Source organism: Acinetobacter portensis (assembly GCF_023158935.1).
Lineage (GTDB): Bacteria > Pseudomonadota > Gammaproteobacteria > Pseudomonadales > Moraxellaceae > Acinetobacter > Acinetobacter faecalis.
In genome coordinates, this window is record NZ_CP096120.1 from 1831652 (window position 1) to 1844893 (window position 13242).

Annotated in this window: 14 protein-coding genes, 4 tRNA genes and 1 riboswitch; of the genes, 14 read left to right on the top strand and 4 right to left on the bottom strand. The window is 37.3% G+C overall.

Features of this window, described 5'->3' with window-relative positions:
* Positions 1-32 precede the first annotated feature (32 nt).
* Positions 33-1316, bottom strand: coding sequence for a glutamyl-tRNA reductase (gene hemA, locus MZO21_RS09180; protein ID WP_154772307.1), 1284 nt, complete (start codon positions 1314-1316; stop codon positions 33-35).
* Between the two features lie 76 nt (positions 1317-1392).
* On the opposite strand from hemA, the gene MZO21_RS09185 reads away from it, so the two are divergent.
* The 11 genes from MZO21_RS09185 (at position 1393) to panD (ending at position 7478) form a co-directional block, all read left to right on the top strand.
* Complete coding sequence (locus MZO21_RS09185) at positions 1393-3105, top strand: tetratricopeptide repeat protein (protein ID WP_248101813.1); 1713 nt, start codon at positions 1393-1395, stop codon at positions 3103-3105.
* Between the two features lie 7 nt (positions 3106-3112).
* Positions 3113-3691, top strand: coding sequence for a lipoprotein insertase outer membrane protein LolB (gene lolB, locus MZO21_RS09190; RefSeq protein ID WP_154772306.1), 579 nt, complete (start codon positions 3113-3115; stop codon positions 3689-3691).
* 12 nt (positions 3692-3703) lie between these two features.
* Complete coding sequence (gene ispE / locus MZO21_RS09195) at positions 3704-4534, top strand: 4-(cytidine 5'-diphospho)-2-C-methyl-D-erythritol kinase (RefSeq protein WP_154772334.1); 831 nt, start codon at positions 3704-3706, stop codon at positions 4532-4534.
* A tRNA-Gln gene (locus MZO21_RS09200) sits at positions 4533-4607 on the top strand. Before ispE ends, MZO21_RS09200 begins: the two co-directional genes overlap by 2 nt.
* Before the next feature lie 28 nt (positions 4608-4635).
* A tRNA-Gln gene (locus MZO21_RS09205) sits at positions 4636-4710 on the top strand.
* 19 nt (positions 4711-4729) lie between these two features.
* Positions 4730-4804: transfer RNA gene (locus tag MZO21_RS09210), tRNA-Gln, on the top strand.
* Positions 4805-4895: 91 nt separating this feature from the next.
* Positions 4896-4970: transfer RNA gene (locus MZO21_RS09215), tRNA-Gln, on the top strand.
* Positions 4971-5006: 36 nt separating this feature from the next.
* The gene (locus MZO21_RS09220; protein WP_154772305.1) at positions 5007-5960 is read left to right on the top strand and encodes a ribose-phosphate pyrophosphokinase; all 954 of its coding nucleotides are present in this window, start codon (positions 5007-5009) and stop codon (positions 5958-5960) included.
* Between the two features lie 99 nt (positions 5961-6059).
* On the top strand, positions 6060-6356 hold the full coding sequence (gene rplY, locus MZO21_RS09225; RefSeq protein ID WP_154772304.1) for a 50S ribosomal protein L25: 297 nt from the start codon (positions 6060-6062) through the stop codon (positions 6354-6356).
* A 19-nt stretch (positions 6357-6375) separates the two neighbouring features.
* The gene (gene pth / locus MZO21_RS09230) at positions 6376-6957 is read left to right on the top strand and encodes an aminoacyl-tRNA hydrolase (RefSeq protein ID WP_171501231.1); all 582 of its coding nucleotides are present in this window, start codon (positions 6376-6378) and stop codon (positions 6955-6957) included.
* Positions 6958-7097: 140 nt separating this feature from the next.
* Positions 7098-7478 (top strand): aspartate 1-decarboxylase, encoded by a 381-nt coding sequence (gene panD / locus MZO21_RS09235; RefSeq protein ID WP_153372096.1) that lies wholly within the window; start codon positions 7098-7100, stop codon positions 7476-7478.
* Positions 7479-7558: 80 nt separating this feature from the next.
* On the opposite strand, the gene MZO21_RS09240 is transcribed toward panD, so the two are convergent.
* Together MZO21_RS09240 and MZO21_RS09245 are read right to left on the bottom strand one after the other, a co-directional pair.
* Positions 7559-8134 carry a GDYXXLXY domain-containing protein gene (locus MZO21_RS09240; RefSeq protein ID WP_171501230.1) on the bottom strand — a complete coding sequence of 192 codons (576 nt, stop codon included), beginning with the start codon at positions 8132-8134 and terminating at the stop codon, positions 7559-7561.
* Positions 8131-9936, bottom strand: coding sequence for a DUF2157 domain-containing protein (locus tag MZO21_RS09245; RefSeq protein ID WP_154772303.1), 1806 nt, complete (start codon positions 9934-9936; stop codon positions 8131-8133). The genes MZO21_RS09240 and MZO21_RS09245 overlap by 4 nt, the downstream gene beginning before the upstream one ends.
* Before the next feature lie 168 nt (positions 9937-10104).
* Positions 10105-10246, top strand: a riboswitch (FMN riboswitch).
* Positions 10247-10369: 123 nt separating this feature from the next.
* Here MZO21_RS09245 and ribB point away from each other — a divergent pair.
* Complete coding sequence (gene ribB, locus MZO21_RS09250; protein ID WP_248102250.1) at positions 10370-11029, top strand: 3,4-dihydroxy-2-butanone-4-phosphate synthase; 660 nt, start codon at positions 10370-10372, stop codon at positions 11027-11029.
* Between the two features lie 18 nt (positions 11030-11047).
* Here the strand turns inward: ribB and MZO21_RS09255 are convergent, their stop codons facing one another.
* Positions 11048-11536, bottom strand: coding sequence for a DUF1289 domain-containing protein (locus tag MZO21_RS09255; protein WP_154772301.1), 489 nt, complete (start codon positions 11534-11536; stop codon positions 11048-11050).
* 169 nt (positions 11537-11705) lie between these two features.
* Here MZO21_RS09255 and MZO21_RS09260 point away from each other — a divergent pair, with 169 nt between their 5' ends.
* Positions 11706-12638, top strand: a complete 933-nt coding sequence (locus MZO21_RS09260) for a rhodanese-related sulfurtransferase (protein ID WP_154772300.1) — start codon at positions 11706-11708, stop codon at positions 12636-12638.
* Positions 12639-12933: 295 nt separating this feature from the next.
* A complete protein-coding gene (locus MZO21_RS09265) occupies positions 12934-13221 on the top strand; it encodes a hypothetical protein (protein ID WP_154772299.1) in 288 nt (95 codons plus the stop codon).
* Positions 13222-13242 lie beyond the last annotated feature (21 nt).

The window sequence follows — 13242 nt, forward strand, 5'->3', positions numbered from 1 at the left end:
TCTTTTATTTAAATCATATTTTTAAAATTACGTTAAGGCTTTGGTTTACGACGTTTTTCAATTACATCACTTAAACTATTTTGTAAAACTTCTAAGCCTTCAGGATCTTCTGCTTTCGCAGCTTCACGTAATAAAATTGATGCTGGATGTAAAAGCTTTTGCGTTAACCGATGTGAAAATTCCTGTAAAACTTTCTCAGCATTTTCGCCCTTTTGTAATTGCAATAAAGCCTGTGCTAACTCTTCTTGACGCAAAACATCGCCATGTTCACGATATTGCTGAATTGTACTTCCTGCACCTTTAATTTTTTGCTGTGTAACCAACTCTGTTGCAAGCTGATTTACCATCACTTCAGCTTCAACCGCAGCCTGTCTACGTTGTGCTAAGTTTTCCTCAATAACACTTTGTAGATCATCTACACCATATAAATAAACGCCGTCTAGCGTTTCAACTTTGGCATCAATATCACGCGGAACAGCCAAATCGACCAATAACATTTGTTGGTAACGCCGCTTCTTTAATGCTGCTTTTACATCTTTAAAATGAATAACTTGATGCAAACTACCTGTGCAACTTGAAATTACATCTGCCCGATGTAAATTTTCTGCAAGTTGATCAAATTCAATAATTTCTACATTTACACGATGCGCTATTTCTTGCGCTAAACTTTCTGCTCTTGCTCGTGTTCTATTGCAAATAAGAACTTTACCAACACCCATTTCAGCTAAATGTTTAGCAACCAAGCTATTCATTTCGCCCGCAGCAACTACCATTACTGTCAATTCTTCAGGCTTACTGAATACTTGAATCGCCAACTGAGCTACAGCATAACCCATTGAAACAGCATGACTTCCTACTGCAGTTTCAGAACGAACACGTTTTGCTGCATAAAAAGCATATTCAAAAATTTGGTTAAGTTCAGGAGAAACTGTTTCAGAATCTTTTGCTAAAGCCAAAGCAGTTTTAACTTGTCCTAAAATTTGAGGTTCGCCCAACATTAAAGAATCAAGACCACTTGCTACACGCATTAGGTGCGTAACAGCTTGGGCATCTTCATAACGATATACATGATTTGCAAGTTGTTTTACATCAATACTATTTACTTGAGCGAGCCAATTTAACACCATGTCAACGTTCTCGGACATAGCGTAAACTTCAGTACGATTACACGTCGAAACCACCACCATTTTATTTAAATCGGCGTGATGGCTTTGACTTGCAAGTAAAGCACTTAACTTTTCTGGGTTAAATGCAATTTTTTCTCGCAACTCTACAGAAGCGGTTTGATGGTTGACACCCAATGCAAAGAAAGACATATCAGATCATCATTTCACTAAATTTATGCTATTGTGGATTATTGGTGTCATAAAAACATTACTTGGATTAAGAAAAATTCGTCAAATAAATAGCCAAATAAATGGCGTAAGAATCAAGCAATATTCTACCACAATCTTACTCATTGGTAGCATGTTCTCTGTTGCACAACTTCATGCAGCTGGAGGAATATATCATGCTAACTCAAAAAATAATGCGATAAAACAAAGTATGATTGCAGAATTTGCAATTGCATACCACGATATTCCGACTGCTTTACACAATTACACCGTTCTTGCAATTAAAGGCAACTCCACTTCTGTGAAACAACGCGCCTTAAATATTGCCATTGAACAAGAAGATTTAAGTGCCGCCTTAGAAATTGCAACGCATTGGGTTTTACAAGAACCCAAAGATGTTCCTGCTCTATTCTATTTATCACATATTGCACTAAAATCACATGAATATGAACTTGCTGCAGAAACGCTCGATAAAATTTTAAAAATAGATCCAAATGCAGAACTAGAAGAAATTTTAGCCAGTATTTCACCAGAACAAGCATCTGACCGTGAAGATCTCATTCGCGCTTTAAAAACCAGTAGTGAAAAAAACAATCCTTCTATTTTAGTTCTTATAGCAGGTCTTAAAGCTCAAAATGGTCAACTAGAAGATGCATTAGACACAATTAATTTAGCTTTAAAAAAACGTCCTAAAGCAACAAGTTATATCTTAATGAAGGCCAATCTGTTAAATGCGCTTGGCGACCAACAAGCAACATTAGCATGGTATGAAAAAGCCAGTAAAAAATATAAAAATAACTATGATATTCAAATTGCTGGCGCAAAGTTTTTAGTTAAGCAAAATAGAAATATAGATGCTTTAAACAGACTTGAAAATATTATTAAGAAATGGCCAAAGCAAGAAGAAGCTTTGTTTATTGCAGGCTTAACCAGTATTGATTTAAAGGAATATGAAAAAGCTGAAAAATATTTAGTTGAATTACGATCTTCCAATCAATATCAAAATGAAGCTTATTATTATTTAGCTGTAAATGCAGAACGCAAAGAGCATTATGAAACAGCGAAAGCTTATTATCGCTTGGTGGATGGAAGTTTATATTCAATTTCACGTCGTAGCATGATTTCTATTTTCGCCAAGCAAAATCAGTTGAGCGATGCTTTACGATTTTTAACACAAGAACGTGTGAATTATCCTCATCAAGCAAGTTTTCTGTATCAGGCACAAGCTGAAATTTTAATGATGATGAACAACAAAAAGGCAGCATTACGCCTTCTTGATGAAGCTATTAAAAATATTCCTGATGATCCTGAACTCATTTATGCGGAAGTTCTATTACTCGATGCACATGTCGATAAAGAAAAACTAGATAAACTTTTGCAAAATCTATTAGAAATTGAACCAAATAATCCTGCATATTTAAATGCTTATGCTTATACACTCGCATTACAAAATAGAAATCTAAAAGAAGCACGTCAAATTGCAGAACATGCAGCAGACCTTGCACCTGAACAAGCTTCAATTTTAGATACATTGGGTTATATCACCTATTTACAAAATGATTTTTCTGCAGCGGCAAAAGCACTTAAAAAAGCATATGAATTAAGTACAAGCGTAAAAATTGGTGTGCGTTATGCAATGTCACTTTATATGCAAGGTAAAATGCAGCAATTTGAGATGGTGTTACAAGAATTACAAACAAATCACCGAAATGATCCTCAATTAGAGCCATTAAATTCTTTACTATTACCGCAACAAATAAAAAAGAGTTAAGCAAAACATGGGAACTTTTAAAAAGTTAAGTTTAAGCCTAATTGCAAGCACAGTTTTCTTAACAGGTTGTCAGCAATTCACCACCCCCCTTGGTAGCGCACCAACACAAATGGTTGAAGCTAATAATCAATTTAACTTACAAGGGAAAATTGGCGTTCGCACACCGCAACAATCTGGCAGTGCATTTTTCCGCTGGGTTCAAGAACAGCAAGAGTTTGATATTGAGTTAAGTGGCATGCTTGGTATTGGAAAAACACAAATTTCAGGTAAGCCAGGTCAAGTTACACTGAACAGTGCAAATACAGGTTTAGTCACAGCAAACACTCCTGAAGAACTTTTAGAACAAGCAACAGGATGGAAAACACCAATCACAAATTTAGTGAGCTGGATTCAAGCACGACCTGCAACATCAACTGCGCAAATTCAAAAAGATGAGAACAATAGACCAACTCAATTTATTGAAAATGATTGGACTGTCGATTTAAGTTATAACGAACAAGCAACACTACCAAATAAATTAATTTTGAAGCAGTCGCTTGAATCTGGACAAGAAAATCGTATTACAATGATCATTCAAAACCGTTAATTTTGTATGTCTATGATTCGTGTTGCCTCGCCTGCCAAACTTAACCTTTTTTTGCATATTACTGGTCGCCGTGAAAATGGTTATCACGAATTGCAAAGTATTTTCCAACTTATAGATTTATATGATTGGTTGGAATTTACACCAATTGAATTAAATGAAATTCAAATTAATGGTCTAAACAGCGTCGATTTACAGCAAAATTTAATTTTCAAAGCGACAGAAATTTTAAAACCTTATGCGAAGAAGCCAACAGGTTTAAACATTTCTATTGAAAAAAATATTCCAATGGGTGCAGGCTTAGGTGGTGGATCCTCTAATGCTGCAACAACGCTGATTGTGGTCAACAAGCTTTGGCAATGCGGATTAACAATAGAACAACTTGCAGATTTAGGTGTTAAATTAGGTGCTGATGTTCCTATTTTTGTGCATGGCTTAAATGCTTGGGCTGAAGGCATTGGCGAACACTTAACATTCATAGACTTAGATCAAAAAAAATTCATTGTGCTTAAACCTGATTGTTTTATCAGCACTCAATTGCTTTTTTCGCAAAAATCATTGACAAGAGACACGAAGCCTACTAAATTTTGCGCCTATCAGTTAACGCCATCCAATTTTGGAAATAATTTTGAGCCTCTAGCTAGAAATTTATATCCAGAAGTGAATGAAGCAATGCAATACTTAGATCAGTTCGGTAAAGCAAAACTTACAGGTACAGGTGCTTGTGTGTTTATTGAGGTAACTGAAAAAATGAATGTTGATGACATTCTTAAGAATGCGCCTTGTAAATCTTACTTGGTTAGCAGTTTGAAAGAATCACCATTACGCCATTTTGAAGTTTGTTAGGGGTATCGCCAAGTGGTAAGGCACCGGGTTTTGATCTCGGCATCCGTTGGTTCGAATCCAGCTACCCCTGCCATTTAACTCACCTGTAGATGTACTGTATTAGGGGTATCGCCAAGTGGTAAGGCACCGGGTTTTGATCTCGGCATCCGTTGGTTCGAATCCAGCTACCCCTGCCACCTTACAGTTATCAAATTTAGGGGTATCGCCAAGTGGTAAGGCACCGGGTTTTGATCTCGGCATCCGTTGGTTCGAATCCAGCTACCCCTGCCATTTTCTCAAAAAAGACAGAGCAATACTTTACTGCTCAAATGTTAATTAATCTTGACATTTAGCTGTAAAAATATTAAAGTTCTGCCGCATTAGGGGTATCGCCAAGTGGTAAGGCACCGGGTTTTGATCTCGGCATCCGTTGGTTCGAATCCAGCTACCCCTGCCATCTATTCCATACATTCTTAACCGCCAAGGGTGCTTCATGCCCAATCTTGTCGTTTTTAGTGGAACTGCGCATCCACAATTCGCTCAAAAAGTCGTAAGTCACTTACATATTCCTCTAGGCGCTGCCTCTGTAGGTCAGTTCTCTGACGGTGAAATTGCTGTCGAAATTACTGAAAATGTTCGTGGTAAAGACGTATTCATCGTACAGCCTACTTGTGCCCCTACCAATGATAACCTAATGGAAATCTTGGTAATGGCTGATGCGCTTCGTCGTGCAAGTGCTGGTCGTATTACTGCTGTAATCCCTTACTTTGGTTATGCTCGTCAAGATCGTCGCCCTCGTTCAGCCCGTGTACCAATTACTGCAAAAGTTGTAGCAGATATGCTTACAACTGTAGGCGTTGACCGCGTTGTAATGATCGACCTTCATGCCGACCAAATCCAAGGTTTCTTCGATATTCCTGTAGACAACATTTACGGTACGCCAGCGCTTTTAGCTGACTTACGCCAACAGTCGCATCACAACCTTATGGTTGTTTCGCCTGACGTTGGTGGTGTAGTACGTGCTCGTGCTGTTGCTAAACAAATGGGTGATATCGATCTTGCGATCATCGACAAACGTCGTCAAAAAGCAAATGAATCACAAGTGATGCATTTAATTGGCGATGTGAGAGATCGTGACTGTGTCATTGTTGATGACATGGTGGATACTGCAGGTACTCTTTGTAAAGCCGCTGATGCATTAAAAACTTTTGGTGCTCGCAAAGTTGTCGCTTATGCAACTCACCCAGTTTTATCTGGTAAAGCGATTGAAAACTTAAAGAACTCTGTTATTGATGAATTAGTTGTTACAGACACTATTCCTCTTTCAGAAGAAGCTTTAGCACTTGGTAAGATTCGCCAAGTTTCAGTAGCAAGTATGGTTGCTGAAACAATTCGTCGTATTAATAACGAAGAATCTATTAGCGCAATGTTCGATTCTTATCTATAATAGAGCGCTGAATTTTCAAAGCCCTGCTTTTTGCAGGGCTTTTCTAGTACTAAATCGGTCGCAGATTTAGTCCAATTAAACTTAAATAGGATGTCTATCATGGCAAACTTCGTATTAAACGCAGCAGCACGTGAAGAAGCAGTACAAGGGAAAGGTGCGAGCCGCCGCCTTCGTCTTCAAGCTAAAGTTCCAGCTATCATCTACGGTGGCGAAGCAGCTCCTGTAGCAGTTACTTTAGAGCTTCGTGAACTTGTTAAAGCTCTTGAAAGCAATGCTTTCTTTGAAGAAGTTGTTGAAATCAACATCGACGGTAAAGTTGAAAGCGTTAAAATCCAAGCTTTACAACGTCACCCAGCTAAAAACACTCCAATGCACGCTGACTTCAAACGTGCATAAGTGTTAATGGTGTAAATTAGTGTCAAATATTTCACTGATTGTAGGTTTGGGTAACCCTGGTAAAGAGTATGCCCAAACCCGCCATAATGCAGGCTTCTGGTTCGTAGAACGCCTTGCAGAACAATATGGCATTTCTCTTAAAACAGATCCTAAATTCTACGGAATTAGCGGTCGTGGTAATATTGAAGGTCAAGACGTTCGTCTGCTTTTACCAACAACCTTTATGAATGCCTCAGGCAAAAGTGTTGTTCCCTTCGCAAAATTCTATCAAGTCGCTCCAGAAGCAATGCTTATCGCACACGATGAACTCGATATGAACCCTGGTATCATTCGCCTTAAAACAGGTGGTGGTCATGGTGGTCATAATGGTTTACGTGACATCGTACCGCACACAGGTCCAAACTTTCACCGCTTACGTATTGGTATTGGTCACCCTGGTTCTAAAGAACGCGTGTCAGGTCATGTATTAAGCAAAGCACCAAGCAGCGAACAAACTTTAATGGATGATGCTCTTGCACATGCTTTATCTCGCATTAAGTTGCTAGTAAACGGTGATATACAGCAAGCCATGAATCAAATCAATGCCCATAAGCCAAACTGATCATTCTATAAATTGTTGAATAATCATGCTTGCCTTGTTGCTTTTTTCAGAGCAAAATGCGCTCTCGATGAATGCACTACCCATTCAAAATAATTTGTTTATTAAGACAAAATCTTAGGTCAACTAAGGAGACGCTAGCCATGCTATCTCGTTTATTAAAAGCTAAAATTCACCGTTGCGTCGTTACACAAGCAGAATTACATTATGAAGGTTCTTGTGCAATTGACGGTATTCTATTGGATTTAGCGGGTATCCGTGAATATGAAGAAATTCATATGTGGAACGTGACGAATGGTAAGCGCTTTACCACTTATGCAATTCGTGGTGAAGAAGGTTCAGGCATTATTTCTGTAAATGGTGGCGCTGCGCTTCAAGCAGATGTTGGTGATTTAATGATTATCGCGACATTTGGTGATTTCACAGAAGCTGAAGCTGATGCACATAAACCACGTCTTGTTTATGCAAATCCAAACAATACTGTAAATCACACAGCTAACTGCATTCCTGTACAAGTTGCATAATACGCATCTACAAAATTCAAAAAAGCTCGCAATATGCGGGCTTTTTTATTGAAAAGCATTTCTACTAAAATTTATTTTAGCTAGCTACCCTGCCCCCATTTTTTTGAATTTTCACAGTTTAATGGTATTAAGTTCTGATCCACTAAATTTACCAATAATGCCAATCCATTTTCTTTTACTTTAATTTCGGCATATTTTGCTTTGCTGTAGCATGGCTCTAACCCTTCTGCAAACATAAAGCTATTTGCTGCTGGATATAAATTTTGTAATTGATTGGACGGATTCTTTAAAACTAAACGCAAGGAAATCTGTGAATCAGCTTTTATAAAATTATCATCAAAACGGGTTTGTATCACACGACGTTGCTCATCCAACAACACAAAACTTAAAGGATGTGCTTTATTCTGAATGTGTTTCTCTAAAGCTAAAATTTTCCAATTTTGTAAAGCTTCAGCACCATCATCAATACCAGTCTCAAAATACAGTTCATAATTTAGTATCATATAGTCGCCTTGCAAAATCGAACGTGGATCGACAGGAGCAAGCTCAACAAAAATTGACTGACTATTTGCTAAATGATTTTCATGTTTCAGAATTAAACCTGTAAAAATTAAAATACTGAATCCAGCTAAAATTAGAGAAAATAACTTTTTCACGCCTCTTCTCCTCTAATCTGATTCAACTTCACCTGCTTTAAACCATAAACTACAAGCCAAACCATAAGACCTGAAATGAAAATCGTCAGACTCTTCACAAGAAAACTAAGTCCTAAATTGTAATACAGCATCCAAAGCCAAAAGATCAGCAATAAAATCAATAACCCTTGTAAAAGGCGTTGCTGATACACCACAGCCCACGCCATAAGCAACATAATAATAAAAATTTCAAAGTAACCTAATAAAAGTAATGAAATACCAAAGATAGGAATCAGCCATAGCCATCGTTCAAAAAACTGTTGTCTGTTTTGCCAAATAAAGCTAAGCATTAGCAAACTCGGAAGAATATAAAACAGCAATATTTGATCAAAACCAATTTGTCCAACGCCCTGCCAGTGCTCTAACCCAGTTACAGATTGAACAATAGCTGAACCTGTTAGCATGGCAATCATCCAAAGATAAATACTCTTCTGATAGTTTGAAGCCTGCCAATATTGAGACATTAAAAATAGCCCAATAAAAATGACATAGTTAAGGCTTAAGGCAATGTGAATCACAACATCATCATACCGAAAAGAAGTTTCTAAGGCTAAAACTGCAATTCCTAAAGCATGAGAAACAAGCAGCTGCAAGGTAAGAATGAACCAGTGCATTCGCTTAATTACAGTCAAAGCGAGTAATACCAATTGCAAAAGCCAAACCACAAACATATTTTCGGTAAGCAATCCGGTATGAATTAAAATTGCAGCCTGACCACATACCCACAAACAATAAGCAAACTGGCGCATAAAAACTGAAGGCTGCTTGTTTAGCAATCTCCACGCAATACCAATAAAGATAATGCCCATCAATATTGAAAACACTTCCCAATAGGTCAAAAGCAAAGTCGCGAGAATAATTCCGGAAATCCAAGCACCAAGTGCTAGTGGAATCACTGAAAATTTAGTTTGAGGAAAGATTTTCTTTAACGCAAAACTGATCATGGCAAACCAGCCAAAAATCAGCGTTGCTAATACAAATAAGCCGAGAGCAGAGTGAGTTAACTGTTCATCTACCAGTTCAAACATCCATATACTTAAACTTGCAGCCAAACCTGCAATGAGCAAAATTGTTTCTAATGCTTGATGTTTACGATAAAAATAGAAAGCCGTAGTAATAGGAAGAATGATTGATGAAGCTAAATAGATCAGCTGAAATTGATTAATGAAGAGCATCATGCTACCAATCGAAATGGCGATCATGAATGCAATAAACAAAAACCGTAGTATCGAGTAATAACGTACTGCAAAAACAAAACTTATCGCAGTGAGTACATTCAGACCTAGCAGATAAAGTCCTTCTGCCCTTTCCATCCAAAAACTTTGCTTAAAATACAAATACAGCGCCAACTGGCTAACGATACACAACATGGCAAAAATGCCAATATTCGGACGATACAACCAAGGCAACAGCATGACTGACCACAGTAAGAATAATAAATAACTATCCGCACCGGTTTGATAAATCTGTCCAATTACAGCCAGACTTAAGCCCAACATCAATCCTGCTACTGTATCTAAACCCTGTCTAATCCACTCCTGTTTGCTAAAGTAGACACTTGCGCTAGCACTACAAAATAAAATCAACATTGGAATTGTTAGTTGAATCCAATTGGGCAGCATCCACCAGTTCGCTGCGATTAAATACAAAAAACTGACTGCAATCAGTGCAAGTCCTAAAATATTTAAATAACGCAGTACTCCTTCATGACAGAAGAGTAAGGGAGAAAATTGATGGTTTTGAGTTAATTTGGTCTTATCCATTGTTAGAATGAGTTATGAATTTTAATATTGCTAGCACGATAGCATATTTCCTGCATTATGCTAAAAAGCTAAACAATCCAGATTTTCTTTTTTACTTATATCAAATTCTGCAAATTACAATCCTTTTCAAACATCCTATCTTTCTACAAAAAGAGCTATAATAAATTTAATCGCTTCAGGGCGGGGTGTAATTCCCCACCGGTGGTAATAAGCTCAAGCTTTTAGCCCACGAGCCGAATGTAATTTTACATGACGCAGATTTGGTGAAACTCCAAAGCCGACGGTATAGTCCGGATGAAAGAAGACGACAGCACTTTATTATTCACTTAATTCATCTTTTATTATTTATAAGATATTAAGTGAATTCGCTACGAGCCTATTTTCACACGTCCTGAAATGTTCAATCGTACTTAAAATTTACGCGAGCGTTTCAATGTCTAGTTTAATTCAACCCGAAATTTTCTTTTCTGCCTTAAGACCCGCAGAAGAACGTATACAACAAGCACTTGAAGATATCCGCCAAGGCAAACCTGTTTTGGTTATGGATGATTTTGATCGTGAAAATGAAGCAGACTTAATTGTTGCTGCTGAAACATTAACAGATGAAACCATGGCACGTATGATTCGTGATGGCTCTGGTATTGTTTGCTTATGCTTAACCGATGAGTTGGCAGATCATCTAGAACTTCCACCAATGGTTGTAGATAACTCAAGTCAGTTTAAAACAGCATTTACCATTACTATTGAAGCTGCTGAAGGTGTAACCACTGGTGTATCTGCAAAAGACCGCACAACAACAGTAAAAGCTGCTATTAAAGATGATGCTATAGCAACAGACCTAAATAGACCTGGACATGTTTTCCCTTTACGTGCACGTAAAGGTGGTGTTCTAGAACGTCGAGGTCATACTGAAGGTACGATTGACTTAGCTCGCTTAGCAGGTTTAAAACCTTCAGGTGTGTTATGTGAACTTACCAATCCTGATGGAACAATGGCTTCAGGCATTCAAGTATTGGCTTATGCTCAAACACATCATTTGACGGTCATTACTATTGAAGAAATTGTGCAATATCGTTTAGTACACAACCTTTAAACTATAAAAAAAGAGAGCTTAATCGCTCTCTTCCATATCTTTTAGCAAACTTAGACTCATGACATCGGCTCTTAAAAATGCCATTTCAAAACTAGCCGTCGCCAAAGCTAAAACTCGACGCTCAAATTCTTGCCAAATACTTTTTACTTGTTTTGACTGAATTCCCAACCCACTTTCATCTGCAAAGTTTTTATTTTTTTCACAAATTTTTAACGCATGGTAAAGCTTACGCCCTTTTGATGCATCATCACGTAAGCGAACACGCTTAGACAACACAAATTTTTCAGCGACTTCAATATTTGCCAAAGGTAGCATTGGCACTAAAATTTGATCAAGCTGTGCATCTAAACGATGCCAAACAGCACTTTGCTGTTCAAGTGAATATGTATTCCACTTAATCACTTCATGATTAAAGCGACGACAACCACGACATACTGAATCACCAAATACCGTAGAGCAACGCCCTGCACAAGGTGTTAATGATGCGATTCGACGATCAGTACTCAAAACCTACTCCAATACAAATACAGTAACGTGTGAATGAATTCGAATATGCATCATACCTGTTGCATGCAGATTTAAAAACCATAAATACGGATGGGTTTTCTCGCCAATTCCAACTTTTCAGGTTAGAATATGCGCCTTATTTTTTATCCTACATATATTGGAGTACTCCATGAACGCTACTGTAGAACAGCTTGCACCTGTAGAACAGCAAGCGACCACTGATTGGGTTGTTGCAGCGCTTTACCAGTTCAAAGAAGTTCAAGATCCTGCCGATCTTCAACAACGTTTATTAGATTTGGTAAAAACAATCAATCTGTGCGGTACTCTTATTGTTGCAGGTGAAGGTATTAACGGTACTGTTGCTGGTGACCGTGATGCTGTTGATGCAATTCATCAGTTTCTTTTAAATGAAGGTTTTACAACAATGGAATATAAAGAGTCTCACAGCTCTGAAAAACCATTCCGTAAAATGAAAATCAAACTTAAAAAAGAAATTGTAACTTTAGGCGTAGAAGTTAAGCCACGTGATTTAGTTGGTCACTACTTAGATCCTAAAGAATGGAATGAACTTATTGCTCGTGACGATGTTATTCTGATTGATACACGTAACGATTACGAATATAAAGCAGGTACTTTTAAGGGCGCAATTGACCCGAAAACTGAAACCTTCCGTGAATTTCCTGAATACGTTAAAAAGAATCTTGAACAACATAAAGATAAGAAAATCGCAATGTTCTGCACAGGCGGTATTCGTTGTGAAAAATCAACATCTTTACTTTTACAAGAAGGTTTTAACGAGGTTTACCATCTTAAAGGTGGCGTTCTAAAATATTTAGAAGAAACACCTGCTGAAGAAAGCTTATGGGAAGGCGAATGCTTCGTATTTGATGGTCGTACTGCTGTTACTCATGGTATGGAAGAAGGCGCAAACATTAAGTGTCATGCTTGCGGTTGGCCACTACTTCCTGAAGAAGTTGAGCTTCCAAGTTATGAACATGGCGTTTCTTGTGTTTACTGCATTGAAAAAACAACAGAAAAGCAAAAAGAAGGTTTCCGTATGCGCCAATCACAAATTTTGGCAGCAAAACGTAAACGTCTTTAATTAGACAGAAAAAGGGGCAATTATTTGCCCCTTTTTTACATTCTTACAGTCCATTTACAATAATAAAAAATATGATTGAAATTTAACCACCAAACCTAAGCCAGACAACACATTAAAACTTATTACTAAAATTCAAGCACTTAACCAAAAACAAACAAATCAAATATCTTAACAACAAATTCATGCTGTAAATCTCACAAGAATAAACCTTATCCATAATTCTAGTTTGCTAAGTTAATTTTTGAACTGCATTTAATCGCTTAAATCATTTAGAAAAATAAGATAGGTGCTCGAAATGTCAAAATTAATAGAAAACTCATCCAATCCTAATTTGCATCCTAACTATGCATTTTCTGAACTTCACTTTGAAAATAAATATCTTGAGCTTAAAGATAATCTCGAAAGAAAATCACACACTTTGATTGTATTTTTAGGTGCATGCATTGGCGGTATTTTATCGTTATTTATTTCCTACCATCTAAATGCAACCTTCTATTTTTTAATATTCTTATGTCTGTTGCCTATTGGCTTTGCTTACATTTTAAGAAAAGTTTATATAAACACTTTGGTCAAAATTGATTAATATTAATATCACAAAAATTTA

What these genes read in the sequence shown, in the direction of transcription:
- hemA (WP_154772307.1), bottom strand. Translation starts at nt 1,316, where the DNA reads ATGTCTTTCTTTGCATTGGGTGTCAACCATCAAACCGCTTCTGTAGAG.
- lolB (WP_154772306.1), top strand. Translation starts at nt 3,113, where the DNA reads ATGGGAACTTTTAAAAAGTTAAGTTTAAGCCTAATTGCAAGCACAGTT.
- ispE (WP_154772334.1), top strand. Translation starts at nt 3,704, where the DNA reads ATGATTCGTGTTGCCTCGCCTGCCAAACTTAACCTTTTTTTGCATATT.
- MZO21_RS09220 (WP_154772305.1), top strand. Translation starts at nt 5,007, where the DNA reads ATGCCCAATCTTGTCGTTTTTAGTGGAACTGCGCATCCACAATTCGCT.
- rplY (WP_154772304.1), top strand. Translation starts at nt 6,060, where the DNA reads ATGGCAAACTTCGTATTAAACGCAGCAGCACGTGAAGAAGCAGTACAA.
- panD (WP_153372096.1), top strand. Translation starts at nt 7,098, where the DNA reads ATGCTATCTCGTTTATTAAAAGCTAAAATTCACCGTTGCGTCGTTACA.
- MZO21_RS09245 (WP_154772303.1), bottom strand. Translation starts at nt 9,936, where the DNA reads ATGGATAAGACCAAATTAACTCAAAACCATCAATTTTCTCCCTTACTC.
- ribB (WP_248102250.1), top strand. Translation starts at nt 10,370, where the DNA reads ATGTCTAGTTTAATTCAACCCGAAATTTTCTTTTCTGCCTTAAGACCC.
- MZO21_RS09260 (WP_154772300.1), top strand. Translation starts at nt 11,706, where the DNA reads ATGAACGCTACTGTAGAACAGCTTGCACCTGTAGAACAGCAAGCGACC.
- MZO21_RS09265 (WP_154772299.1), top strand. Translation starts at nt 12,934, where the DNA reads ATGTCAAAATTAATAGAAAACTCATCCAATCCTAATTTGCATCCTAAC.